Below are 26415 nucleotides of genomic sequence, written 5' to 3'. Positions count from 1 at the left end.
ATGTCAGTGCAAACCATAGAAGCCATGGCAAAATGGGTCGAGGATAATATCGCCAAGAATCCAACCTTGACAGAAATGTCGTCCTATGTGGGATATTCACCTTACTATTGCTCGGCGAAGTTCCACGAACATATCGGCATGACATATAAACAATTTCTTGCCCAGTGCAGATTGAAGGCCGCTGCACACGATCTGCTCAATACCAAAGATAAGATAACGGAAATTGCCTTCCGTTATGGTTATTCCTCGTCGGAATCCTTGACGAGGGCTTTTGCCGCCGTGTTTAAATGCTCCCCGAGTCAATTCCGGAAATCTCCGCCAGGCACATCTTTTCCTGAGCTTTAAACGGGGCAGGATTCTATTTTTTCAAGGTGGGGTGTCTTTATGTTGAATAAATTAAGCAGGAATGAAGCGTGTTGGTGTGGCAGCGGACAAAAATACAAAAAGTGTCATGCCATTCTGGATGAAAGAATAATAAGTTATGCCGCAAAAGGTTATGAGATACCGGAACGCAGTTTACTGAAAAACCCAAAGCAGATTGAGGGTATCCGCGAGAGCAGTAAGCTCAACATAGTCCTGCTGGACTATATAGAAGATTTTGTCGTTGAAGGTGTAACCACCGAAGAGCTTGACCGTCTCATATACAACAAAACAAAAGAACTGGGCGGGATACCTGCAACCCTGAACTACAAGGGATTTCAAAAAAGTGTTTGTATTTCTATCAATGAGGTGGTATGCCATGGTATCCCGTCAAGCCGGGTAAGGCTGCAAAACGGGGATATAGTCAATATTGATATTTCCACTCTATACAGGGGCTATTATTCAGATTCCTCACGCATGTTTTGTATTGGCGGAGTCTCTGATGAAAAGAGAAAACTTGTCGAGGTGGCCAAAGAATGTACGGAGCTGGGAATACGACAAGTTAAACCCTGGGGATTTCTTGGGGATGTGGGGCAAGCGGTGAATGACCATGCGAAAAAGAACGGTTACTCTGTAGTTAAAGAGATAGGGGGACATGGCATTGGCGAGAAGTTCCAGGAAGATCCATGGGTGAGCTATGTATCTAAACGAGGTACAGGAATGCTGCTTGTGCCTGGACTGGTGTTCACTGTAGAACCGATGATCAATATGGGCAAGGCAAACATAGTTCTCGACCAAAAAGATGGCTGGACAGTTTATACAGCTGATGGCAAGCCCTCTGCCCAATGGGAAAAGACGGTTCTGGTTACAGATACAGGATGCGAAGTGTTGACCTATTAAAGTGGCATATTTTGACGGTGGCTTTGAGATTAAAGCTGCCGTTTTTTGGCACTTTAATACAATATATTTTAGTCGGGCGCAGAAGAAAGAATTTCTCTTTACCGTCTATACTATTAAACAGAATACATGATACTATGATAAAAAGGGAGGGGGAAATCTTGGTGGGCTTTTCGTTAATCATGGTTTTAGGAATAGCCATAATAGTCGTTGTCTTGGTCATCGCAGGAATTGCGTTATCAGTGCGCTCACATAATCGGAATGAAGAACCAACTGAGCAAAAGGAAAGGGGAAAAGGAATGATTAAGACTGTATACACCTATTTGATATTGTTCGCTACCTTGATGATGACCATCGGGGGAAGTGTGGCGGCCTTCATGGCTGTGGCGGATTTATTGGCTCCTCAGAGTTACTATATGTCTTTCGAAGAATATAAACGGAGCCAGAGCTACGATAAAGGAATGGAAACCACGCCCCCTGCTGTGGTAAAAACTGAAGAACAGCTGAAAGCAGATTATCAGACCATGGTGAATGATGAGAAAAACAGATCTAAAGAGCGGGCTTTAAACAGCCTGATTAAGAGCTTTGGCTGGATCGTGATTCCTCTTCCTGTCTTTATTTATTATCAGCGTCGTCTAAGGCCGGAATAACAAACAGAGCGTAGATTATGAATTTCCATACAGAAATGCAGCCCAAGGGCCTTAACCAACCCTGGGCTGCTTTATTTTGTCTTACAATCCCCGGCGAGATATCTAGCACCCGCCATGATTTCATTGAAAACGTCTATGTTTGTCTCAAATACGAATGCGCGGCTGTAGCCGCGCATTTTTTGATTTGCCTAGCATGGGTGACGTAGCTAAAGTGAAAAGGGAGCATCGCCCACTATGCCATGCTCCCTCCAATATTTTTAGAAAATCACGCCTAAAGCAATAAGAATCAAGATAGCAATAGCTATAATTCCTACACCGATCCCTGAGCCGAATCCGCCGCCGCAGCAAACTGGGGTGATAGGTTGAGGGCAACATCCCCCGCCCATTCCAAAAGAACCCATTCCGTACATAGTTTTACCTCCTAAGAATTTATTTTAGAATACGATTCCTAATGCAATTAACAACAGAATGATAACCACAATAATTGCAATCCCTGCACCGAAATTAGTGCCGCCTGCGCAACCAGTGCCAAATGCCATTTTGAGTTCCTCCTTTGTGTGAAGATACTATAGCTTATGAAATCTCTTATGAATTGCCACAATATGGAAATTGATTTTTTATTCTTTTTTAAAAGAAAGAAACCAGCCCGATAACGATAGTTAACGCGCCATTGGTTCTTAGCCAAAATGCCGTCTCATGGCAGGGCATGACCTTTTTACAGACATCAATGCCCTGTAGCCGGGGATATGGAAGAATTAAAGGCTAACTATTCCTGCGAAAACTCTTGATTATAAAGCCGATTAAATCTATCCACTAAAAGCAATAACCAACAACTTTGAAGTAAACACTTTCTTGGTTGTTGGTTATTGCTATTAATTATTTTCTATGCTTTTAAACGGTAAAAATTGTGAAGAGGCGGTAATTAGATTTTTTTAATACCGCTGCTTACAAGGAGGGGAATTTTAACAAGTTCCCCTTCTTGTGTTGTAGAGCTAAAAACACAGTCCTTTTCTTCCTTGATATCTACGCTTTCCAAGCCGGCTTCATTTAACCATTTCGCCATCTGATCCGGATTAAAGCCGGACCATAGATCTCTGTTGTTTTTAACAAAAAGGTTATAATTGTGAGAGCCAAAATCGCCAATGATCAGCTGACCACCAGGCTTAAGGGTCCTGGTCATTTCTTTAATCGCTTTACCGGGATCATAAAGATGGTGAAGAACTACCAGGCAATACCCAATATCTAAAGTCTCATCTTCTAAAGGGATAGAATTTAAATCCGCAGGTAAACAATGGATATGGTGAAGACCTTTGCGCTTAAAGCGCTGTTTGGAAAAGTTAATCATATTCGGAGAAATGTCAAAGGCATAAGCCTTTTTGAGATTTGTTGAGGAGGAAGCTTTCAATGTAAATTGTCCGGTTCCTGAACCGAAATCACCAATCATATGGGGATCCTCATTTAAAACTCTGCTTAAGATAATTTGATCCAGATGACAGGGGTAAAGAGAATTTCTAAATTTATCAAAAGAGTCGGCAGAGTTATCAAAGTAATTCTTAGCCTTATGAACGATCTCCTGTTCCGGGTTCTCCGGCCAAGCATCAATGCCGAACCAACGGTATAAGACAGTGTACTCCTTAGGGGTAAAAAGACCCTTTTCCATTTTTGTGCAAGGAGCCATGATTAGTTTAATGAACCTATTTCTTGCCCGACTTAACAATGAAGTATAGGCTGACACACTTATCCCCATAATTTCAGCAGCATCGTCATAGGACAATCCCTCAATTTCACGAAGGATCAGTGCTCTTCGCTGCTCACTTTTTAATAGATTTAAAACCTTATAAATTTGTTCGGCTGTCTCCTCATTTTCAATTGCTGCCAGGGGCTTCAAAGCTATATCTTTACACTCTAGAGCATCCTTAAGCAACAGTTCACTGTTGCTAATTCTTTTGTTTTTTCGCCAATAATCATTGCAAAGATTCCTGGCTATGGTATGCAGCCAGGCAGAAATATTATGATTCGGTCTTGTACCTATATTAACAAAAGCCCGTAAAAAAGTTTCCTGTGCTAAATCCTGGGCACAATCTTCGTCTTGGGTCATCCACCGAATAAACTTATAGATACAGGGATAATACTGCATGAAAATATCATCAAATTTTAATGGCTCCTTCGTCGACTCAGCTAAATCCTTAGACATTATCCCTCACCCCTTTTAATAGACAAAATGAAAAAAGTCTAGATGAGAATGCTTACTTATATTTGTAATGTACTAATATATCTTATCCAATAAGATATGAAATTACAACAATGAGCTGCTAAACAATTGGCTTTTATTCAAAAGAAGCGGTTTTTGTCTGCGGAGGTATCATAATGAGCACACTCTGTTGCGTCCTTCATTCTTCGCCCGATATAGATTCTTATCTGCCATAGCTATCAATTCAGATACGTTTGCTACGCCAGAATCTTTAAAGATTGTCTGGATGCCTATACTGCAGGTGACAATGAGTTCTTTTCCTTTATAGTGAAAAGTACAATTTTCAATCGCTTCTCTGAGCCGATTGGCGACGCTCTTGGCGATTTTTTTTCCGCTGCCAGGCAGGCAAATGAGTATCTCGTCCCCCCCGTACCGGGCAACCCATCCACTACCCCTGCGCAGCTGCTTTTGCAGCAGGAGAGCCAGCTTCTGAAGAACTTGGTCACCTGCCATATGTCCATTTTGGTCATTGATTCTTTTAAAGTAATCAATATCTATAAAGAGAACGCTTAAAGGCTGATCCAATTCGAAAGAACTTTGCATATCGATGGGTAGCCGTTCATCAATATATCTTCGATTATAAAGCTTTGTGAGGGAGTCTGTGATAGCCATTTCCTTTATTTGATGGATAGATAAATCTTCGAAATTTCGAGATTCTGGACTGTAATGGATATTTTTCCGGATAAACTGTCTGAACTCCAGTGAATAAGGTTTATCAGCAATCAGGATGGGTATTGTTGTTACGGCAGTAACCCAATTATCAATGAAGAGAATTCCAAATGCAGCGTTTCTGGAACGGTAAAATCCATTGTCAATTTTATTATGATCATCCGGACGGAGATTTTGCTTATGATCTTTCCTTGCGCTCTCATAAATGATGTTATGGTCAATGTCTATAATGTTAATTGAGGTATTTGCCGACTCCAATGCTTGAATACTAGTTAAGGCTTCCGCTAAAGTATTAAAGACCATTTTATTCACCTTTCTTTCAGGAGTATAAGGAAATGACGCGCCTATGCGCGTCATTTTGGGAATCGGTCGATGTTATCCGCAGACTATTTTTTTTTGTCTTTCCATACACATTATATGAATATAAATTTTGATTCACAAGGTGAGTCACCATGAATAAAATCCCCTTATTTACACATTATAAATGTATCATTAAGTATTGTACATCAATAATGGATTTATGTCAATACATCAGTAATGTGTATGGTATTATTTCATACACCGATAAAATGTAGAAGGGGCGAGTCATGAAAAAATCATATGAAATAATCCGTGGGCTTCGGGAAGATAAAGATTTGAGGCAACGCGATATTGCAGAAATTATTGGAACGACACAACAGCATTATTCCCGATGTGAGCAGGGAGAATGTGATCTTCAAACCCGGGCGATTATTAAACTGGCGGATTTTTACAATGTTTCAACAGATTATCTTTTGGGCAGAACGGAATGCCAACAAGGAATTGAAGCACTGAATCAATCTCTCGTGGGAACTTACACAACCGGGCGTCTTTTGACAGAAATACTCTCCTTAAATAATATCGGACGTTGTGCAGTAGTTGAGTATATCGGACTTCAAAAACTAAAAGAGAAAATTCATAAAACCAGAGAATAGCGGTGTCATCATAGTACTTATCCTAGGCTTTCGAATTAAAACCGAAGGAACCAGTTTTTCTTCGGTTTTTACGTCTATAGAATAAAGTGAGAACGAAGCGGCGGATAGTAATTGTGTATTTGGGGGGATAACAGGTGAAAGGTCAAAAGATTGGGCTGGCTCTGGCGATGGTTTGTTTAATCACTGTTTTGGGTTGGAATACTTACCTGGAGACGACAATAGCGGCAAGCGACGATAGAAAAGCAGAGAAGGAAATTCAGCAAGAAATACAGGTGGAACCGCTGCCCCTTGTAGGATCTTTCGATAATTTCAAAAAACTGATGGCAGAAGCTGAATCCAACACTCGGACTATAAAGATGTACAGCGGTCGCGATACGGTAGCAGCTGAGAGTGTTTTAAACGGTGATGACGGTGGGAGGGCCGGGTCTGCCGATCAAAATAGTAAGCAGAATTATTCCGGAACCAATGTCCAGGTTTGGGGCGTGGATGAGGCCGATACCGTAAAAACAGATGGAGAGTACATCTATAAGATCACCGATAATCAACTGATCGTAGCCAAAGCCTATCCTGTGGAGGAGATGGAAGTCGTTTCAGCTCTACAGTATGACGGGGAAGTCTACCCGCTGGAGATGTATGTGGATGAACAGTATCTTACTGTTATTCTTAACCAAAGCTATTACCATGGGAGAGAAATCTATCCGTCACCGGTTTCTTCTTTTCAGAACAGTGTCAAGGTCCTGGTCTATGATCTGGCCGACCGCAGCAATCTGAAACAGGTCAGAGAAATAGAGCTGGATGGCAACTATCTTTCCTCAAGAAAAATCGGCCCTATTCTCTATCTGGTCAATAATAAATACATTCCCCTCTACCGGCTGCAGGAACAGCCGGAAGCACTGACGACACCCGGATACAGAGACAGCCTGGAAGGCGGGGAAATGAAGCGGATCGGTTATGAAGAGATCTGCTATTTTCCGGGGTCCCCGCAACCGAATTACCTGCTGATTGCCGGAATTGATCTTGAGAATCTGAGTGCAAAGAAGATGGAGTTGAAAACCTATCTGGGAGCAGGCGAGAGTATCTACAGCTCCTTGGAAAATCTTTATGTGGCCGTACCTGAATATAAGTACGATCAAGACCGGCCTCTTCCGGAGCCAGCAGATACGGCAGTAAGTGATACCCCTGCTCTGTCCAGGATGATTGCGGTTATGCCGGCGGAAGTAAATACCCGTGTTTATAAATTCAACCTGCAAAATAGTGAGACGAAGTATCTGGGGATGAGCAGCGTACCCGGTAATATTTTGAACCAGTTCAGCATGGATGAGCACAACGGTTATTTCCGGATTGCCACCACCCTTCAGAAGTTTTCTATTCGGACAGGGGAGGCGGAACTGACCAATAACCTTTATATTTTGGACCAAAACATGAATCAGGCGGGAAAAATAGAAAGCATCGCTCCTGGAGAGAGGATTTACTCAGTCCGTTTCATGGGGGACAGGGGCTATATGGTCACCTTTAAAACAGTAGACCCGCTGTTCGTCCTGGACTTAAAAGACCCGAATCATCCTGCTATTCTCGGTGAACTTAAGATTCCGGGCTACAGCAATTACCTCCATCCTTATGATGAGAATCATATTATCGGTTTTGGGAAAGAAGCTGTAGAGGTGGAAGAACCTCACTGGTCGGGAGAAGGTACAGTGAAAAATGCCTATTATCTTGGCATGAAGGTGGCTCTCTTTGATGTCAGCGATGTGAACAACCCCAAAGAAAAATTCAAAGTCGAAATTGGGGACAGAGGGACAGAGTCAGAACTATTCTCGAACCATAAAGCCCTTCTTTTTGATAAAGAGAAAGGTATCCTGGCTTTTCCGGTGACGGTTTGCGATGTGGACCCGGCCATCGTAAACAAAGACGATTACCTGGCTCAGAAAGATCCGCGCCAAGCTCACGGGCAGCCGGTTTTCCAGGGAGCCTTTGTCTATAATCTTTCCGCATTGGACGGCTTTACCCTTAAAGGAATGATAACTCACCACCCCCCGGGAGCGGTGGCGAACCTCCAGCATACCGGGCGCTATGACTATAACCGGAACATTTCCCGCATCCTCTATATCGGAGATACACTTTACACCCTATCCAACGGCTATCTGAAAGCCCATGATTTAAACACCCTGGAGGAGCAGGGAGGGATAGAGATTCTCAACTGATCTCTTCCTTCCTCGGCAGTTCCGCGAGTCTTTAGTATCGATCAAATGGTGCACCGGTGCACCATTTGATCGACGGATGGGAGATTAAACATTAAAGCCGCCTTTTGAAAACTGCACCCCCAAAGTGCCAAAAGGAACACCTTCTGAGGGAGAATGATGAAAAGCTTAACTATTTGAGTTAGAATAAGATTAGGAGTAAAATGGTACCTGGGAGTGAATATTGATGAATAATAAACCTGAACCAGAAAAAGGCGGCAGAGCGGTGATTGACAAATTGGAAGAGAAATGCCTGGAAAAAGAAATCGTCTTTGCCGGGCGGATGCTGAGAATGGACCGGGACAGGGTTCGTTTGCCCAATGGTGCGGAAACCACCCGTGAAGTGGTGAGACACCCGGGGGCAGTGGGAATCTTACCCTTTAAAGGGGATGAGCTGCTTTTGGTCCGTCAATATCGTTATCCTATTCAGCAGGCTACCTTAGAGATGCCGGCGGGTAAGCTGGACCCAGGGGAAGAGCCGCTGGTCTGTGCCGAGCGGGAATTGAGAGAAGAGACGGGTTATCGCGGCACCTTGGAGCATTTGGTCAGTATTTATACGACCCCGGGCTTTACCGATGAGATCATTCATCTCTATAAGGCAACGGAATTAGTTTGGGATCCTCTGCAAGCTGATGAGGATGAATTTTTGAATGTGGTGAGTATGCCTTGGGCCCAAGCCAAAGAACAGGCTTTATCCGGTAAACTTAATGATGCCAAAACCATGCTGGCCATATTATTGTTATTAGGTAAAGAACAGTGACACGTTACTATACCGATCTCCATATTCACATCGGCCAAAGCTTAGATGGAAAACCAGTCAAGATTACTGCGGCTAAGTCCATGAATCTACCCGGCGTCATCCAGGTTGCCCGTGATATCAAAGGTCTATCCATGATCGGGATAATCGATTCCCAATCCCAAGGAGTGCGGAAGGATTTTCTTACTTTGCTTCAAGAGGGTTTACTCCGGCCTCTCGAGGGAGGAGGATATACGGCCCAAGGATTGATAATTATTCCGGGTACGGAAATCGAACTCTCTCTGGGGACGGGTTCCGCTCATTTTCTTGCTTATTTCCCTACCTTAGACCACCTGGAAAAATATATCCGTAAACTACAACCCTATGTAAAGAATTGGCAGCTTAGCTCTCAAAAAGCTCATCTGAGTGTGGAGCAATGGCTTGAAGCCGTAGCGGTTGGTGAGGGCATCTGGCTGCCTGCTCATGCTTTTACACCCCACAAAGGGATTTATGGCAATTGCTGTGAGAGCCTCCTTGATGTTTTGCCGGGAATGCCCCTGGCCTTAGAGATTGGTCTGAGCGCGGACCGGCAAATGGCGCGCTCCATCAGCGAATTGGGTAAGGTCGTGCTCTTCAGCAATTCAGATGCCCATTCTCTGCCCAAGATCGCTCGGGAGTATAATCTGCTGAATCTATCTGAGGGCTCCTTTCAAGGGCTGCAAGAGCTGGTCCATAGGATTAAAGGCGAAGTTTTAGTTAACTATGGACTGCCCCCTGTATTTGGCAAATACCACAGAACCTATTGTTTAGTCTGCGAAAAGGTCGTTGAAGGGGAGCCGCCCTTACTGGGATGTTCGACTTGCGGTGGTGGACATGTGGTCATGGGTGTGCTGGATAGATTGGTCAGTATTGCGGATGCCGAAATTCCTGCTGAACCGGATCCGCGCTATATTTACCAGCTGCCTCTTAAGGACTTGCCGGGAATCGGACCGAAAATGGTCCAACGCTTACTCCAGAGTTTTGGTACTGAAATGAATGTGCTTCATCACGTCCCTATGGAAGATTTGGTGAAGATAGCAGGAGAAAAGGCCGCGCGCTGGATATACCTTTCCCGCCAGGGAAAGCTGCATTTACAAGCAGGTGGGGGAGGAGTATTTGGCAAGGTAGTGGACATACTTTCCTAGTTTTCCGAATAGGATGTCTATAGAGGATGTCGACACATAATTTTGTGTGTTGCGAGCCATTGTGCGGCTATAGACGGGAGGCTGGAGGTATGCGTAAGCTTGGAGAGCATATCCGACAATATTGGGTGATTTATCTGGCTCTGGTCAGTGTTTATCTGGCGGGAGTCATCTTTGGAGCAGTGGGCGTGGGTGCCTTAAATAGTGGGGAAATCCAGGAACTCAGCAGTTTTCTGGACAAGCTTCTTGCCGGTCAGCCGACCACCCTTGACACTGATTTCCTTCTTCAGCTGGCCAGGGAGCAATTCATCATTATGGCCGGTATTTGGCTTCTCGGCTTAACCGTCATTGGAACGCCCTTAATCTTTCTCATCATATTTACAAGAGGATTTGTATTCGGCTTCACCTTAAGCTTCATTATTGGCATGAAAGGACTCTGGGGGTTTGGACTTGTTTTGATTTCCATACTGATTCCGGCCTTGGCGGGTATTCCCTTCCTTCTTTTGGGGGCGGGTTTGGCTACCATCTTCTCGGTAATGCTCTTAAAAGGTAAACAAGTCGGAGAATCCTTACGGCGGGAGTTTATGTATTATTCCGTGGCGACCATCCTGGTCTCTCTGGGAGCTGTCTTTATCGGTGTTTCCCAGGGATATTTCTCCATTTTGGGGGCGCGTTTCTTTAACCTCTGAGAAAAAGAATGATTTTCCAAGCGATTGATATGCCTGAAGGGTAGGAGCCGGGACAACGGACTGCCCTCCAGGCATTTTTTCTGTTATGGCCCTACCTAAATCGGCAATGTATCATAAGCAATTCTTATAAAATTTGTCGGGAAATAAACGTAAAAACATATTGATTAATGGAGTTAGCAGTGGTAAACTATGCCTAGTTAGCACTGCCTTACTATATTTTTTGTGAATTAAGGAGTGATCATAATGACAACACAAACTCTCGGTCTCCCGATTGGAAATTTAAATGGAGCCGCTTTGGTACCGGCTGCTGGCTTAATGCCATTAGCTATGGTAACCCCCGGTGAGGATGTCAAAGTCGTTTCCATTAAAGGAAGAGACAATACCAAACGCTTTTTGGAAAACTTGGGCTTTGTGGAAGGAGCGGTTATCGCTGTGGTCACGGAGCTTGCCGGTAATGTCATTGTTTCCGTTAAGGATGCCCGGGTTGCAGTAAATAAAGCCATGGCAACACGGATTCTTACGGTTAAAGCATAAATGTGAGCATAAAGAAGTTCTTTTTTAGCTCTGCAATGAAGATTCGTCAAGGACGATGAAGGAGGAACAGGAATGTCTACCCTGAAGGATGTGAAGGTAGGTCAAACGGTAAAGGTGGTAAAGCTCCACGGTCAAGGAGCTATTAAACGCCGTATTATGGACATGGGGCTGACAAAAGGCACGGAGGTATGTGTGCGCAAAGTAGCACCTTTGGGAGACCCCATCGAGCTGAATGTTCGTGGGTATGAGCTTTCCATTCGAAAAGATGATGCTGCGAATATCGAAGTTGAATACTAGGATACCTATTTTTTTTGGCCCGCAGTTAGCCTGGGCTAACTGCGAGAAGGAGGAACAATGATGCCATTGAAAATTGCACTGGCAGGTAACCCTAACAGTGGAAAGACCACCCTGTTTAATGTCCTTACGGGTTCTAATCAAACCGTAGGAAACTGGCCGGGAGTAACTGTAGAGAAAAAAGAAGGCAAGCTTAAGGGACATAAGGATGTAACCATCGTTGACCTGCCGGGAATTTATTCCCTTTCACCCTACACCCTGGAAGAGGTCGTCTCCCGGAATTATTTAATCGGTGAAAAACCGGACACTATTATTAATATTATTGATGGCTCGAATTTGGAGCGGAATTTATATCTTACAACTCAACTCATTGAAATTGGAATTCCCGTGATTGTTGCCATTAATATGATGGACATCGTCAATAAGAATGGGGATAAGATTAATACAGAAAAGCTCTCCAAAGCTCTGGGCTGTGAAATTTTCGAGATCTCGGCCATCAAAAAGATGGGAATCTCCGAATTAGCGGATAAAGCGGTAAAGACAGCACAAAACCATCGAATAAATCCTTCCCGGCTCGTTTTTCAATCGGAAATCGAAGAAGCCCTCAAGGATATTGGCAGCAAACTCCCTGGAGGTATTCCTGAGGAACAGAAGCGCTGGTATGCGGTAAAACTCTTCGAACGGGATGCAAAAATCCTTGAACAAATGACCGCTGTGGATGTGGAAGAGGTCATTGCCGCTGTAGAAGATGCTCTGGATGATGATAGTGAATCCATTATCACCAATGCCCGGTATAATTATATTTCTTCAATTATAAAAGGAAGCTACATTAAAAAGAGCTCCTCTAAAATCACTACCTCGGATAAGATCGATAAAGTGGTAACCAATCGCTGGCTGGCCCTTCCTATTTTTGCGGTCATCATGACGATGGTCTACTATATCGCCATTACGACAATCGGTGATCTTCTTACCGGATTCACCAACGATACCCTCTTTGGGGAATGGATCAGCGGGCCCCTGGCAGCTTGGATGGAAGGAATCGGTACAGCCGGTTGGTTGAACGGACTTGTAGTGGATGGGATCGTCGGCGGAGTCGGTGCGGTACTTGGCTTTGTTCCCCAGATGCTCGTTCTCTTCTTCCTCCTGGCCATTCTCGAAGAATGCGGCTATATGGCACGGATTGCCTTCATTATGGACCGGATATTCCGCCGCTTCGGTCTTTCCGGAAAATCCTTCATCCCCATGCTGGTTGGTACCGGGTGCGGGGTGCCTGGGGTTATGGCCACACGGACCATTGAAAGTGATCGCGACCGGAGAATGACCATTATGACCACCACCTTTATGCCCTGCGGTGCAAAGATGCCGATTGTGGCGTTGATTGCCGGGGCAGTATTCGGCGGTGTATGGTGGGTGGCTCCCAGCGCTTATTTTATCGGGGTTGCGGCTATCATTATTTCCGGTATTATTCTCAAAAAAACCAGTCGTTTTGCCGGAGACCCTTCTCCCTTCGTCATGGAGCTGCCGGCTTACCATATGCCCACTGCGGGAAGTGTTCTGCGCAGTACCTGGGAACGGGGCTACTCCTTTATTAAGAAAGCCGGAACCATCATCCTGTTAGCCAGCATCTTCATTTGGTTCCTGTCCTCCTTCGGTATGGTCGATGGAGCCTTCCAGATGGTTGAAGACATGGATGCCAGTATCCTGGCTGCCATCGGCGGAGTTGTGGCACCAATTTTTGCACCCCTTGGTTTCGGTACTTGGCAAAGTACGGTAGCTACTATCATGGGACTGGTTGCTAAAGAAGAGGTTGTTGGCGTGTTCGGGGTTCTCTACGGAGTGTCGGGGGATGCGCTGGGATTGGTTGAAGAAGGAGCTTTTGGCAGCCTGGGTGCAATAGCTGCTCACTTCACAGCTCTTTCCGCTTACTCCTTCTTGATCTTTAACCTCTTGTGCGCTCCTTGTTTTGCAGCTATCGGAGCCATCAAAGGGGAAATGAATGATATGAAATGGACTTGGTTTGCCATCGGATACCAAATGGTTTTTGCCTATGCCATTGCCTTCATGGTATTCCAATTCGGTTCCTTGTTCAGCGGCGCAGGGTTTACGGCGGCTACAGCAATTGCAGTCCTTGTCCTGGCGGGGCTATTGTATTTCCTCTTTAGACCCAATCGGTCTACCCCAAGAGTCAGCGGGGTTCCGATAAAAGGGTGACATCTATAAGTAAGATTTGATTCCTAGTAGTAAGAAGGTGAATGCTATGCTTGAATGGATAATATCCAATGGAGCGAATTTAATTATCGGTGCTGTTGTTCTTGCTATCGCTGCCCTGGCTGGGCTCAATGTGTACAGAACAAGAAAGAGCGGTGGATGCTCAGGATGCTCCAGCAGCTGTGGTAGCGGGAGTGAATGCAGTGTGTCCGATCATAAGCCATAATAATCAAACCAATAGCTAAATAATAATACGATGAAAGCCGCCGCTGTATATCAGTCAGCGGCTTTTTTTCACAAAGTGGACTGAATTTTGCTTGTGCAAAGGTCCCGCCGACTCTTTAGCAAAGTTTGACAGCGAACGATTGATTTTTCCGCTTAATTATACTATGCTTTTATAGAGTCGTATTATAGGAAGCTTGTATAAATAATGTAAAAAGGAGCTATAGCCATGAGTATTCAAGAATCCGGCGAGATGTATCTCGAGACTATTTATATACTTCAGAAGAAAAAAGGCGATATTCGCTCCATTGATATTGCCAATGAGCTTGGTTATACAAAGCCGAGTATAAGTCGTGCGGTAGGAATTCTTAAGAAGAATGACTATATCGAAGTAGATTCTTCCGGTGTTATTACCTTGACCGATGAGGGAGAGAGGATTGCCTCCCATATCTATGAACGTCATGATATCATCACCCGATATCTGGTCTATTTAGGTGTGGATAAGGAGACCGCAGCACAAGATGCTTGCCGTGTGGAGCACGTCATTAGTCAGGCTACCTTTGAGAAAATGAAAGAAGAGTATCACAGACGAATGAAAGAACAGAGCTAGAATAGAGTGCTATGTATGGAATAGAGGGCTGTTGCAAAATGAACTGTAAAGTTCGTTGAGCAACAGCCTTTTTTGCTCCGGGCTATTCGATATTCGGGATTTAATTCGCTAAAATAAGTATTCTTTTCTAAATTTAAGAAGGGTATTGACGTACATATCTGCCAGTGTCAGAATATTCATAATAATAGACAAATGAATGACTATTCACTTTAGAAAAGGAGAGAGAGTATGTTTGATTTCCTCTTGACCCCGGGACAAAAACTCCTCCAAGAAGAGGCGGCAAGGTTTGTCAAAGAAAAGGTGCCAAAACAGCTTATCCTGGATATGGATGAAGAAAAGGTAACCTATCCAAAAGAATACCTAATGGATTTAGGTCAAGCAAAACTTCTGGGCTTGCGCTTTGCTGAACAGTATAGTGGACGAGGCTTGCAATGGGTGGATGAAGTTTCAGTTCTCGAAGAGATCGGGGTTTTGGGTACGAGCTTGGCCTGTCTCTACTCCTTACCTTCCATCGTCGGAGAAGCGATTAATCATTTCGGCTCGGAGGTACTGAAGAACCGTTACTTAAAGCCCACTTTAGAAGGAAAACTTTACACCGCCGAAGCTTTGACTGAGCCTAGGGGAGGATCGGATTTTTTCGGAGCGACCACTTTAGCCCGGCGTGAAGGGGATTTTTATATTCTCAATGGGCAAAAGCGCTTTGTAGTGGGAGCAGAGGGTGCTGACTACTTCATGGTTTACGCCAAGACCGATCCGGAAGGACCCGCCCATCAGAGTATTAGCGCCTTTATCGTAGACCGTGGCCCTGGAGTGGAAGTGGAACATATCTATGGCTTAATGGGAACCCGCGGAGGTGGCGCAGGCCGTGTGGTTTTCAAGGATGTAAAAGTTCCCGCAGAAAACCTTCTCGGTGTGGAAAACGGGGCAGCAGATATCTTTTATCAGATGATGATCCCCGAACGATTAACCAGCGCTGCAGGAGCTTTGGGGATGGCCCGGGCTGCTCTGGAAGTAGCTTCGGATTATAGCACCAAGCGCAAAGCCTTTGGCAGAAAAATTAAAGATTTTCAAGGAGTCAATTTCAAAGTGGCTGATTCAATCACCCGCTTGGATGCCGCCCGCGCTTTGGTCTACGCTACCGCCCGGGCAGTGGACTCAGGTGTGCCGGGGAATGTGGCGCGCCGTCTGGTCTCAGAGGCGAAAAAGTTCGCAACGGACTCGGCTTGGGCTGTGGTGAATGATGCCATGCAAATCATGGGAGGGATTGGTTACACTAATATATTCCCCATCGAGCGGTTGCTGCGGGATATCCGCCTTATCATGATTTGGACCGGTACCAATGAAGTAATGAATCTTATTATTCAACATGAGTATTACAAAGAGCGTCGAGAGAATTTACAGCCCCACCGATCCTTAGAAGAGGATGCAGTGAATGCCCATTTGACAGAGGAAAAAGTATATGAGTAGCAATCTGTAACTATATAGAAGTTAGGGTCCGGGGATTAAGGGTTAGAGAGTAAGAACCATATTAATGGAGTTGGGAGGTATATCATGAGTCAGGAAAACAAAATGTCTGAATTTCCCTGGAGAGCTCAATACGACCAACAGGTTCCCCATCAGCTAAACTACCCTGAAGAGACTGTGGATGCGTTGTTCCGAAAGAGCGTGAAGAAGAATTCCAAAGATATTGCCCTAATTTATTTTAATAAAAAGATGAAATACGAAGATTTGGGTGATAAAGTTGAACGATTGGCCGGTTCTCTGCAAAAGCTGGGTATTAATCCGGGGGATCGGGTTGCCCTTTTACTGGCCAATTGTCCTCAATATGTTATTTCTTATTATGCTATTCTTAGCATTGGCGGGGTGGTTGTTCCTGTTAACCCCCTCAGCACTGAATCGGAATTATTGCATATCTTTCGGGATGCTCAGGTCAAAGTAGTCATTTGTCTGGACCTTTTGGCAGAGCGGCTGGAAAATGTGAGAGACATTTGCCACAACGCCGGAGAAACCCATTTGTTGTCGCATACCTTCTATACAGCCCTCAATGAGTACATGCCTTTTCCTCTGAAATTCCTGTATCCATTCACACGGAAGTTGTCTCCAGGAGGTAAAGCCCGCCTAAAAGTGGCTAAGAAGTTTAAGGATTTGCTGAATCAGAGCAATAGTCCTGAAATAAAGGAACATCTATCGCAAAAGGTTGATGTCCGGAAGGATGTTGCGGTCCTTATCTACACCGGCGGAACCACCGGACGTCCCAAAGGAGTTATGCTTTCTCATTATGGCTTGCTTACGAATGCTTACCAGGCTATAGCCTGGGTTGAAATGGACAGTAAGGATCGTTTGGTTACGGTTCTTCCGGCCTTTCATGGGTTTGGCATGTCTGTATGCATGAATGCTCCTCTGTTCTCAGGGGCTTCTACGATTTTGATTCCGCGCTTTGAAGCGAAGGATGTACTAAAAGCCATTCACAAACATAAGCCCACTTATTTTGCCGGAGTTCCTACGATGTATATAGGTATGATTAATTATCCCCAATTAAAACGCTATAGCCTTTCCTCCTTAATCGGGTGCTTTGTAGGAGCAGCGGCCTTGGCTCCCGAAGTAAAAAGAAGCTTCGAAGAGCTTACCGGAGCCCGGCTTATGGAGGGTTACGGTCTCACAGAAGGGGTCAATGCCCTATGCTGTAATCCTCTGCGGGGTGAAAATCGAACTGGCAGCATCGGCTTCCCCTTTTCGGATGTAAACTTTAAAATCCGGGATATCGACACAGGTGAAGAGGATCTGGCCCCCGGCGAATCTGGGGAGCTGGTTATTCAGTGTCCGGATTTAATGCTTGGCTATTATAACCGGCCGGAAGAAACAGCCTATGCGTTAAGGAATGGCTGGCTGTACACCGGGGATATTGCTACCATGGATGAGGATGGCTATTTTTATCTCGTGGACCGTAAAAAGGATATGATCATCACCGGAGGGTTCAATGTCTATCCGCGGGAAGTGGAGGATGTGCTCTATGAACACCCGGCTGTTAGGGAAGCCTGCGTTATTGGGATCAAGGACGGCTACAGCGGGGAAAAGGTGGTGGCTTTTGTCAGCCTTAAAGATGGGGCTGCAGCTACAGAACAAGATATCATCGCCTTTTGCCGTAAACACCTTGTTCCCTATAAAGTCCCTAAAACCGTAGAGTTCCGTACCGATTTACCCAAAACTGCTATTGGTAAGATTCTGCGCCGGGCATTACGGGACACTCCCCCTGCAGAAGGGGAAGGGGAGAAGAGTTCCAAGGAAGTGGCATCGACCAGATAATTTGAAAGATAGGAGGATGCCCAGATGTTGGAATGGAGTATGTCTGAAGAGAAAAGGGATTCTCTAAACTGGCTTTTAGAGGAATCCGCCCTTAAAGGCTTGAGACGCGGGACTCGCTACCCTAATCATCGTTTTTTCGGAATACTGTGTTCCTATTTTCCGGAAGAACTGATTATAGCCTTTGGCCTTGAGCCCCTGCGTCTTTTGCCGGATTCCACCAATCGGACCCCTGCGGAGCTACCCACATTTTCCTGCTCATTAGCCCGGGGGGTATTGGATATGGAATTGCAAGGTCAATGGGAGGATCTGCTGGGGGTTGGCTTCGTCCACACCTGCGATACCATGCAGTGTCTAAGCGGCATTTGGGAATTCGCCGGTAAACAAAAAACCGTGAACATGGTTCCCCCAGTTATGCTTAAAGCACCTGGGGCTAATCAATATTATCAGGAAGAGGCCAAGGGGGCCTGGGAGCAATTGAAAGAGCTGAGCGGTCATGAGCCCACAGAGGAGGAACTGCGGGAAGCCATCCGCTTATGCCGGCGCATAAGGGAAAAGGTTAGTGAGGTGGAGGAACTGCGGGGGAAATTACCCTCCCCTTTGACGGCGGCCCTCCTGCAGGCCGGACAGCTCATGCCCAAGACAATCTATGAAGAGGCCCTGGCAGAAGTGCTGCCTGAACTCCATGCAAGAGCGGAAGAGTCCTCTTCAAGAGCACGCCTCATGATTACGGGGGCCGTTCTTGAAAACGATCATTTATATGCGATGATCGAGGATTTAGGGGGAAGAGTAGTAGTGGATGACACCTGTACGGGTTACCGCCACTACTCCGGCCCCCTACTGGAGGACTCGGATAACCCCTGGTATGATCTGGTGAAGCGTTATGAGGATATGCCTCCCTGTCCCTGCAAGAACCAAAGTCTTAACGCCCGTCTGGAGTATTTGGAGAATTTAGCCTCCCAGCGGCAGGTGGAAGGAGCGGTGCTGGTCATACGCAAATATTGCGAACCCCACGCCTGGGATGCAGTCCCTTTGGCGGAGACCCTCCAAAGCCAGGGAATTCGCACTTTGGTCCTTGAATTAGAGGGAGCGGATGTAGGGGGACAGGAGAGGACCCGGCTTCAGGCGTTTTTGGAGAGTATTCTCGAGAATCGGTCTTCAATCTCGGAGGGGAGGGCGCAAAAATGACCCAGAAAGCACAGAAACGAAATTATCGCCCTCTGCGGAGTACGGATACTCTGAAAAGGACCATGAAGCGCTACTATCTTTTAACGGGATATCACCGCTATTGGGGTAAGCCTGTGGGCCGCAAGATTGCCTGGGTGACCAGCGGGGCTCCCATCGAAATTTTGCGCGCTTTTAAGATCCATCCGGCCTACCCGGAGCAATATGCCGCTATTTACAGCACCAATAAGGCCACGGCCCAGTTATGTCAGGTGGTAGAAGCTGCAGGCTATTCCCAGGATCTGTGCTCCTATGCCCGCTCCAATATCGGTGGAGTTTTACGGCCTGATCTGGCCCCTATGGGAGGAATGCCCAAACCCGATCTCCTGGTGGCCTGCAATAATATCTGTGGTACGGTATTAAAGTGGTATGAGGCTCTGGCCCGGCATTTTGAAGTTCCTTTGCTGGTGCTGGATACCCCTTACCTAACAGCGGAGATGACGGACCAAACGAAGAATTATGTCTTGGAGCAGCTCAAGGGAATGATCGTGGAGCTGGAGCGTATTACAGGCAGGGCATTGGATGAAAAAGAACTGGAAAACCAGATGAAGCTCAGCCGGGAAACCACCGATCTATGGAAAGAAGCCCGTAGAGCCTGTCAATCCCGTCCCTCCCCCCTGAATGCCCCCGATCTCTTTATCCATATGGCCCCCATCGTGGTGATGAGGGGAACCAAAGCTGGACGGGATTATTATCAACTATTTTGTGACGAGGTCAAAGAGCGGGCGGGCCTCTCCCAGGGTGCTGTGGAAAATGAGCGGATTCGTCTGGTCTGGGATAATATTGCGATTTGGCCCAAAGTATTTAGTTTTAATAAGATGTTTACGGAACGGGGAGCATGCTTTGTGACTGATACTTACAGTGGGGGATGGGCCATGGATCAAGCACCGGGAACCCCCCTGGAAAGTTTGGCCGTCACGTATACGGAGGTTTTCCTGAACCGCTCTCCGGAGTTTCGTACTAAGCAACTTGTAAAGCTCATTCAAGATTATCAGGCTGACGGCTTCGTGATGCACTCCAATCGCTCTTGCAAGCCCTATTCTTTGGTCCAGGAGGTTATTCGCAGAAGGGTCATGAAGGAGACGGGTGTTCCGGGATTAATGATCGAGGCCGATATGGCTGATCCCCGGGCCTATGCTGAAGAACCCATCCGCAATCGTGTTCAGGCATTTTTGGAGACGTTTGATTGAGGTGGGCAAAGGAAAGAGGGAAGGTATGGCCAAGATTTATGTAGGGGTCGATATCGGCTCCCTGACGGTGAAAGTCGTTCTTATAGACCAGGAATTGGAGATTATTGCTTATGACACGGCCCGGGCCGGGTATAGTGGACGGGAAGTGGCGACTCAGATGGTGGCTAAGCTACTCTCGGAGTCGGGACTTGGCCAGGGGGATGTAGAGGGGACGGTTGCTACCGGATACGGGAGGATTACTTTTCCTGCCGACCGGGAAGTGTCGGAAATCACCTGCCAAGCCCGGGGAATTCATCATCTTTTCCCCACTGCCCGAACTATTATTGATATCGGGGGACAGGACAGTAAAGTCATTCAATTGCTGCCTAATGGCAAAGTCGTGGATTTTGCCATGAATGATAAATGTGCAGCAGGAACAGGACGCTTTCTCGAAGTCATGGCCTCAGCTTTGGAGATTAGTTTGCATGAAATAGGAAGTCTTTCGGAAAAATCTCAGAATCCCACGGCCATATCCTCCTTTTGTACGGTCTTTGCGGAATCGGAAGTGATTACTCATGTATCGGCGGGAAGGCCGAAAGAAGATATTCTAGCCGGGGTCTGTGAATCCGTAGCCAGCCGTGTGGCATCCTTAGCACAGCGGATTGGCTTATTGCCGGATATTGTGTTTACCGGTGGGGTAGCCCGCAATCAAGGGGTATTGGCTGCACTCCGTCGGCAATTGAATCATCCTCTGCTGGTGTATAGTGAACCTTCTATTACTGCTGCTTTAGGAGCAGCCTTAATGGCATCAAGACAATCCTCTACTGCATAAGTTTTAGGGATTGGGGGTCGAAGTTATGCAGAGAGGTAAAAACTGGCCGGAGTTTTTCTTAACTATCGCACGGATCCTTCTCTTAATGATGTTGCTGGCAGTTATGCTACCCAAGCTGGTCACAGTATGCAGTCTCATCATCACATCTCATGGGGATAAAGATGAGAAGCCCAGCGGTAATCCTATGCGGGTTGAAGAGGAAGGCAGTATTTGGAGCGAATTTGTTATACAGCTCTTTCCCGATATAAAAAGATAGAGATTCTCCGGTTCAAACCGCAGGAAAACCTTTCCCTCTTGTAGAATTTTCTAAGCTAGGGAGGGATTGCTGTGGTTCAAACAGAAGCTTGGATTAAAAAATATTTGACATACCTTAATGTAGAACGAGGACTTTCCCCAAATACCCGAATCAGCTATGAGCGCGATCTGAAGAAATTCACAGCATTTCTTCAACAACGCGGGAAAAACTTTATATCTTGTGATGGAAATGACCTTTTCTTATTTCTTCTCCAGGAGAAGAATCAGGGGAGGTCTGCTCGCACATTGGCACGGCACCTCGCAACCCTGCGAGGTTTCTTTTCTTTCCTCCTAGGAGAGGAGATGCGGGAGGATGACCCTACTGAGTACCTAACCACTCCGAAGCTTGAGCAGCATCTGCCTCATGTTCTGTCTGAAGACTCCATTTATAAGCTTATGGGCGAAGGAGGAGAACCGGACAAAGGACGGGATAAGAATGGAAAGAGTAATGAAAGAACCGGAACTACTGACTCCCAGGGGAAGGATAAAGGACTATTGATGCGTAATATTGCTATGATTGAGGTACTCTATGGTTGTGGTTTACGTGTCTCCGAATTGGTGGGCTTAAAGGTTTCGGATATCATCTTTGAGACAAGAACCTTGCGTTGCCGGGGAAAGGGGAACAAAGAGCGGATTGTACCGATAGGAGAATACGCTCTTGAGGTTTTGCAGGATTATCTGGATCATTATCGGGAGGAGCTGAAGGGCAAGAATAAAACGGAAATTCTCTTCCTTAATTCCCGAGGTACGGCTCTGACCCGGCAAGGGGTCTGGGATATCCTCAAAAAATGGGCGCAAGACCATGGCGTCAAGGAAACTATCTATCCACATAAATTCAGACATAGTTTTGCTACCCATCTCTTGGATCATGGAGCAGATTTGCGATCCGTCCAGGAAATGCTGGGGCATGCAGATATTTCAACGACCCAAATTTATACCCACCTTTCCCGTCAAAGACTTCTGGAAGTATTCCGTAGAGCTCACCCTCGGGCCGATTAATGAAATAAAGGAGGAATTACTTTTTGAAACGAGTCATCTTAATTGTTTTAGATAGCGTTGGCATAGGCGAAATGCCGGATGCCCATGAATACGGAGATATGGGGAGCAATACCTTAGGCAATATTGCCAAGGCCCGTGGAGGCCTTCATTTGCCTCATCTTCAGGAATTAGGCCTGGGTAATATTGCGCCTATCCAAGGGGTGAGTCCCAAGGCAAGCCCTAAAGGCGGGTATGGAAAAATGGCGGAAAGATCCCCGGGTAAGGATACCACCACGGGACATTGGGAAATAGCCGGCGTGGTATTGGAAAGAGCCTTCCCTACTTTTCCCCAGGGCTTTCCGGAAGATTTTATCCGAGCCTTCGAAAAGCGCATCGGTCGCCAAGTTATAGGTAATGAAGTGGCTTCCGGCACAGAGATTATTCAGAGGCTGGGACAGGAACATGTCCAAACAGGGAAACCTATCGTCTATACTTCTGCAGATTCAGTGTTTCAGATCGCAGCCCATGAAGAGGTGATCCCTTTAGAGAAGTTGTATGGAATCTGTGAGATAGCCCGTGAAATGCTGGATGGGGATTTAAGAGTAGGCCGAGTCATAGCCCGCCCCTTTTTAGGCAGCGAAGGAAACTTCTACCGGACCACCAATCGTCATGACTATGCCATTGAGCCGCCCCACAAAATCCTTCTGGATGTGGTAAAAGAAAAAGGACTTCATGTCATGGCTGTGGGAAAAATCAAAGACATTTACGCAGGTCATGGGGTCACAGACCATGTTCCCAGCAAAGGGAATAAAGATGGAGTGGATAAGACCTTAGCCTTTATCAAAAAGAAGAAGCCGGGTTTCATCATGACCAATCTGGTGGATTTTGATATGCTTTATGGTCATCGCAATGATGTGGAAAATTATGCTAAGGCCCTAGAGGAGTTTGATGGGAGATTGCCGGAAATCCTTGATTTGCTTGAAGAGGAGGATATCCTGTTCATCACCGCAGACCATGGTTGTGATCCCACCACGGAAAGTACGGACCATTCCCGGGAGTATGTCCCCTTACTGGTCTACGGAAAAAAGGTTATACCCGGAACGAATCTAGGGATCCGTCCCTCCTTTGCCGATTTGGGAGCTACCATTGCCGATTATTTAGGGACGGAAGCTCTGCATAATGGTCAGAGCTTTCTTAAAGAATTAATCTGAAATGAACTCATTCAAAAAAAGCTGACAAGGAGAAGATAACTATGATACGTGAGCAAGAATTTATGGACAAACTCAGTGAAACCCGGCGGTATATTATTGAAAAAATAAATATGGAACCCCAAATGGGGATTATCCTGGGCTCAGGATTAGGTGGTTTTGTGGAACTGATTGAAGATAAGGTGTCTATTCCTTATCAGGAGATTCCGAACTTCCCGGTTTCCACCGTTGAGGGGCATAAAGGACAATTGGTGTTTGGAAAAGTCTTGGGTAAACCTGTTGTAGCCATGCAAGGGCGCTTTCACTTCTATGAAGGGTACCCCATGCAGGAAGTGACTTTTCCCGTTCGGGTCATGCAGGTTTTGGGAGTATCCGGACTGATTGTAACGAATGCTGCCGGCGGAATTAACCCTGCTTATCGCCCAGGGGATCTGGTTTTGCTCAAGGACCATATCAATATGATGGGAGACAATCCCCTTCGCGGAGCCAATCTCAGTAACCTGGGGCCTCGTTTTCCCGACTTAAGTGAAGGTTATGATCTTGAATGGCGGCAAAAGGCTCTGACAATAGCCCGGGAGGTAGGTATCTATCCCCAGGAAGGGATCTACGCCGCTATGAGCGGTCCCAGCTATGAAAGCCCGGCTGAGATTCGTTTTCTTCGCACAGTAGGAGCCGATCTTGTGGGAATGAGCACCGTCCCCGAGGTTATCGTGGCCAACCACGGAGGAATGCGGGTTCTTGGCATTTCCTGTGTTACAAACATGGCCGCCGGAATCCTTTCCCAGCGCCTTAGCCATGCGGAGGTCATGGAGACTGCCGAGCGTATCGAGAAGCAGTTTGTACGGTTTGTGCAGGCTTTGGTTAAGGGGCTGGCGTAATCATTAGGCATTGTTTGAGGTAGGGTGCGGGTCACTTCCGTGTGATCCCCGAAAAATGAGGAGAGTAAAAAGAACTTAGGGGGCAAAGCAATGCGGGTAGTTGATATAATTAACAAAAAAAAGATAGGTCACGCCTTGACCCAAGAAGAAATAGAGCATTTCGTACAAGGTTATGTAAAGGGTGAGATTCCCGACTATCAGATATCTGCTCTTTATATGGCCATTTACTTTCAAGGGATGAATGATGAGGAAATCGCCAACTTGACCATGGCCTATGTGAACTCTGGCGAGACCATCGACTTATCCGGTATCGATGGAGTAAAAGTAGATAAGCATTCAACTGGGGGAGTGGGGGATAAGATAAGCCTAATCGTCATTCCCCTGGTTGCTTCATTAGGAATCCCTGTGGCTAAAATGAGTGGAAGAGGGTTAGGTCATACCGGCGGTACCATTGATAAACTTGAAGCGATACAAGGATTCAGAACTGCCTTAAGTACGGAGGAGTTTATCGCCAATGTGAATAACCACGGAATGGCGGTAGTGGGTCAAACAGCAAACTTAACCCCTGCCGACAAACTTACCTATGCCTTAAGAGATGTTACAGGAACCGTGGATAGTATTCCGCTCATAGCAAGTTCAATCATGAGTAAAAAGATTGCCTCTGGGGCAGATGCCATAGTTCTTGATGTTAAAGTAGGTTCGGGGGCTTTCATGAAATCCCTCGAGGAAGCCAAAAAACTTGCAGAGTGCATGGTGCAAATAGGGAAGTCATTAAAGAGAAGGACCATCGCTATAATTACAGATATGAATCAGCCTCTTGGACATGAAGTAGGGAATGCCAATGAGATAAGAGAGGTTATCGATGTTCTAGGCGGAAAAGGAGCTGAGGACGAAACAACTGTTGCTTTGACGATTGCCGCTTATATGGCTATTGCCAGTGGAAAATATCATGATTTCCAGTCAACTTATGGGGAGCTTCAGCAAGTTATTGCCTCAGGTAAGGCCATAGAGAAATTAAAGGAGCTTATCTCAATTCAAGGAGGAAATCCACAAATTGTCCATGAGCCGTGGCAACTACCGCAAGCGAAACATCATATAGAAATCCTCTCAACCCATGCGGGATATGTAAGCTATATTGACGCTGAATACATTGGGCTTGTTGCTATGCAGTTAGGGGCAGGAAGAAAGAAGAAGGACGACCCCATTGATTATGCAGCAGGGGTAACTCTTTTGAAGAAGGTCGGAGATTATGTTGACCTTAATGAACCACTATGTATTCTTCATACCAACCTTGATCATGTGGAAACGAATGTTTTAAAGGCCTATGCATTTCAAGATAGCAAGCCTGCCCCGATGGAATACATTCATGAGATCATAAAATAGTCTAAGAGTCATAGGATGAGCTGCTTTCACGTAATCTTTTAGTACCTAAAGTTAGGAGTGACTACAGATGCGTGAAAAGAAAGTGTATTCCCTGGCAGGGGAGACCACAACAGCTCATCGTTACGCTGTGGTGGGCAATGCAGACCGCTTTCTAAAACATAAACATGCCTATAAGGCTTGGGAGACCTTGAAGCTATTCGGCTGTGTCGTTCATCCCGTGGCTGAAGATTTGCCGCGCTTGGAAGGTTTTAAGGTCTATTCACGACTGTCGGCTTTGCAGGATAAGGTGGATGTGGTGGTTCCCTGTTTGAAAGCGGAATTGATTCCTGATATTATCAGTCAGGCTCAGGAATGTGGGGCCCAATTCGTTTGGTTTCAAGAACGCAACTGGACTGAAGAGTTTCAGGAACAAGCGGATGCAGCGGGAATTAAGGTGATTCAAGGCTGTATTTTGAAACATAAAATTTACCCCAAACTCTTTGGCTACCTACACCCTTGCTACTGGCATGGGTTACACTCTCCTAAGGCCCCTAAACGTCGTTAGGGACAGAGGGATAGGATTACAGAATACAAGAATAGTGTACAAACGTTCTCCAGATAATTATGGAGAACGTTTTTTGTTTTTAGTTCTTTTCAAAGAGCGTAATTTTTGGATAAA

Annotated in this window: 27 protein-coding genes; 24 read left to right on the top strand and 3 right to left on the bottom strand. The window is 45.9% G+C overall.

What is annotated here, in order from left to right; all coding sequences use genetic code 11:
* From DESPCE1_RS0114545 to DESPCE1_RS0114535, 3 genes are all read left to right on the top strand, one after another.
* Positions 1-345 (top strand): AraC family transcriptional regulator, encoded by a 345-nt coding sequence (locus DESPCE1_RS0114545; RefSeq protein ID WP_014794694.1) that lies wholly within the window; start codon positions 1-3, stop codon positions 343-345.
* A 39-nt stretch (positions 346-384) separates the two neighbouring features.
* Positions 385-1260, top strand: a complete 876-nt coding sequence (locus DESPCE1_RS0114540) for a methionyl aminopeptidase (RefSeq protein ID WP_019850895.1) — start codon at positions 385-387, stop codon at positions 1258-1260.
* A gap of 158 nt (positions 1261-1418) precedes the next feature.
* The gene (locus DESPCE1_RS0114535; RefSeq protein ID WP_019850894.1) at positions 1419-1907 is read left to right on the top strand and encodes a hypothetical protein; all 489 of its coding nucleotides are present in this window, start codon (positions 1419-1421) and stop codon (positions 1905-1907) included.
* Between the two features lie 257 nt (positions 1908-2164).
* Here DESPCE1_RS0114535 and DESPCE1_RS23375 read toward each other — a convergent pair whose 3' ends face one another.
* From DESPCE1_RS23375 to DESPCE1_RS0114515, 3 genes are all read right to left on the bottom strand, one after another.
* Complete coding sequence (locus tag DESPCE1_RS23375) at positions 2165-2317, bottom strand: hypothetical protein (protein ID WP_014794689.1); 153 nt, start codon at positions 2315-2317, stop codon at positions 2165-2167.
* Positions 2318-2829: 512 nt separating this feature from the next.
* On the bottom strand, positions 2830-4101 hold the full coding sequence (locus tag DESPCE1_RS0114520) for a sigma-70 family RNA polymerase sigma factor (RefSeq protein ID WP_019850893.1): 1272 nt from the start codon (positions 4099-4101) through the stop codon (positions 2830-2832).
* A 168-nt stretch (positions 4102-4269) separates the two neighbouring features.
* Complete coding sequence (locus tag DESPCE1_RS0114515; protein WP_014794686.1) at positions 4270-5130, bottom strand: GGDEF domain-containing protein; 861 nt, start codon at positions 5128-5130, stop codon at positions 4270-4272.
* Between the two features lie 284 nt (positions 5131-5414).
* Between DESPCE1_RS0114515 and DESPCE1_RS0114510 the strand changes: the two genes are divergently transcribed.
* The 21 genes from DESPCE1_RS0114510 (at position 5415) to DESPCE1_RS0114415 (ending at position 26301) form a co-directional block, all read left to right on the top strand.
* Positions 5415-5780 carry a helix-turn-helix domain-containing protein gene (locus DESPCE1_RS0114510; RefSeq protein ID WP_014794685.1) on the top strand — a complete coding sequence of 122 codons (366 nt, stop codon included), beginning with the start codon at positions 5415-5417 and terminating at the stop codon, positions 5778-5780.
* Positions 5781-5914: 134 nt separating this feature from the next.
* Positions 5915-7981 carry a beta-propeller domain-containing protein gene (locus tag DESPCE1_RS0114505; RefSeq protein ID WP_019850892.1) on the top strand — a complete coding sequence of 689 codons (2067 nt, stop codon included), beginning with the start codon at positions 5915-5917 and terminating at the stop codon, positions 7979-7981.
* 223 nt (positions 7982-8204) lie between these two features.
* Entirely contained in the window at positions 8205-8777 is a 573-nt protein-coding gene (locus DESPCE1_RS0114500) for an NUDIX domain-containing protein (RefSeq protein ID WP_014794683.1), read from the top strand.
* On the top strand, positions 8774-9937 hold the full coding sequence (locus DESPCE1_RS0114495; protein ID WP_014794682.1) for an endonuclease Q family protein: 1164 nt from the start codon (positions 8774-8776) through the stop codon (positions 9935-9937). The genes DESPCE1_RS0114500 and DESPCE1_RS0114495 overlap by 4 nt, the downstream gene beginning before the upstream one ends.
* A gap of 89 nt (positions 9938-10026) precedes the next feature.
* The gene (gene spoIIM / locus DESPCE1_RS0114490; protein WP_014794681.1) at positions 10027-10623 is read left to right on the top strand and encodes a stage II sporulation protein M; all 597 of its coding nucleotides are present in this window, start codon (positions 10027-10029) and stop codon (positions 10621-10623) included.
* A 243-nt stretch (positions 10624-10866) separates the two neighbouring features.
* Entirely contained in the window at positions 10867-11157 is a 291-nt protein-coding gene (locus tag DESPCE1_RS0114485) for a FeoA family protein (RefSeq protein WP_014794680.1), read from the top strand.
* Between the two features lie 72 nt (positions 11158-11229).
* Complete coding sequence (locus DESPCE1_RS0114480; protein ID WP_014794679.1) at positions 11230-11454, top strand: ferrous iron transport protein A; 225 nt, start codon at positions 11230-11232, stop codon at positions 11452-11454.
* Between the two features lie 60 nt (positions 11455-11514).
* Complete coding sequence (gene feoB / locus DESPCE1_RS0114475) at positions 11515-13662, top strand: ferrous iron transport protein B (protein ID WP_014794678.1); 2148 nt, start codon at positions 11515-11517, stop codon at positions 13660-13662.
* 46 nt (positions 13663-13708) lie between these two features.
* Positions 13709-13885, top strand: coding sequence for a FeoB-associated Cys-rich membrane protein (locus DESPCE1_RS22665; protein ID WP_014794677.1), 177 nt, complete (start codon positions 13709-13711; stop codon positions 13883-13885).
* 225 nt (positions 13886-14110) lie between these two features.
* The gene (locus DESPCE1_RS0114470) at positions 14111-14491 is read left to right on the top strand and encodes a metal-dependent transcriptional regulator (RefSeq protein ID WP_014794676.1); all 381 of its coding nucleotides are present in this window, start codon (positions 14111-14113) and stop codon (positions 14489-14491) included.
* 228 nt (positions 14492-14719) lie between these two features.
* A complete protein-coding gene (locus tag DESPCE1_RS0114465; protein ID WP_014794675.1) occupies positions 14720-15958 on the top strand; it encodes an acyl-CoA dehydrogenase family protein in 1239 nt (412 codons plus the stop codon).
* A gap of 84 nt (positions 15959-16042) precedes the next feature.
* Positions 16043-17794 (top strand): long-chain fatty acid--CoA ligase, encoded by a 1752-nt coding sequence (locus DESPCE1_RS0114460; RefSeq protein WP_014794674.1) that lies wholly within the window; start codon positions 16043-16045, stop codon positions 17792-17794.
* A 24-nt stretch (positions 17795-17818) separates the two neighbouring features.
* Complete coding sequence (locus DESPCE1_RS0114455) at positions 17819-18979, top strand: 2-hydroxyacyl-CoA dehydratase subunit D (protein WP_014794673.1); 1161 nt, start codon at positions 17819-17821, stop codon at positions 18977-18979.
* Positions 18976-20205, top strand: a complete 1230-nt coding sequence (locus tag DESPCE1_RS0114450; RefSeq protein WP_019850891.1) for a 2-hydroxyacyl-CoA dehydratase subunit D — start codon at positions 18976-18978, stop codon at positions 20203-20205. Before DESPCE1_RS0114455 ends, DESPCE1_RS0114450 begins: the two co-directional genes overlap by 4 nt.
* Positions 20206-20230: 25 nt before the next feature.
* Positions 20231-21016: an acyl-CoA dehydratase activase gene (locus tag DESPCE1_RS0114445; RefSeq protein WP_014794671.1), complete on the top strand. Its 786-nt coding sequence runs from the start codon at positions 20231-20233 to the stop codon at positions 21014-21016.
* A 25-nt stretch (positions 21017-21041) separates the two neighbouring features.
* A complete protein-coding gene (locus DESPCE1_RS0114440) occupies positions 21042-21272 on the top strand; it encodes a hypothetical protein (protein ID WP_019850889.1) in 231 nt (76 codons plus the stop codon).
* 71 nt (positions 21273-21343) lie between these two features.
* Positions 21344-22309 carry a site-specific tyrosine recombinase XerD gene (xerD, locus tag DESPCE1_RS0114435; protein ID WP_014794669.1) on the top strand — a complete coding sequence of 322 codons (966 nt, stop codon included), beginning with the start codon at positions 21344-21346 and terminating at the stop codon, positions 22307-22309.
* Positions 22310-22332: 23 nt separating this feature from the next.
* Entirely contained in the window at positions 22333-23499 is a 1167-nt protein-coding gene (locus tag DESPCE1_RS0114430) for a phosphopentomutase (protein ID WP_019850888.1), read from the top strand.
* A gap of 41 nt (positions 23500-23540) precedes the next feature.
* Entirely contained in the window at positions 23541-24374 is an 834-nt protein-coding gene (locus DESPCE1_RS0114425; protein ID WP_014794667.1) for a purine-nucleoside phosphorylase, read from the top strand.
* A gap of 90 nt (positions 24375-24464) precedes the next feature.
* Complete coding sequence (locus tag DESPCE1_RS0114420) at positions 24465-25757, top strand: pyrimidine-nucleoside phosphorylase (protein WP_019850887.1); 1293 nt, start codon at positions 24465-24467, stop codon at positions 25755-25757.
* A gap of 67 nt (positions 25758-25824) precedes the next feature.
* Positions 25825-26301, top strand: coding sequence for a CoA-binding protein (locus DESPCE1_RS0114415; RefSeq protein WP_014794665.1), 477 nt, complete (start codon positions 25825-25827; stop codon positions 26299-26301).
* The last annotated feature ends 114 nt before the right edge of the window (positions 26302-26415 follow it).

Source organism: Desulfitobacterium sp. PCE1, from assembly GCF_000384015.1.
GTDB classification, from domain to species: Bacteria; Bacillota; Desulfitobacteriia; order Desulfitobacteriales; family Desulfitobacteriaceae; genus Desulfitobacterium; species Desulfitobacterium dehalogenans.
This window is presented reverse-complemented; position numbering and strand designations above follow the sequence as displayed.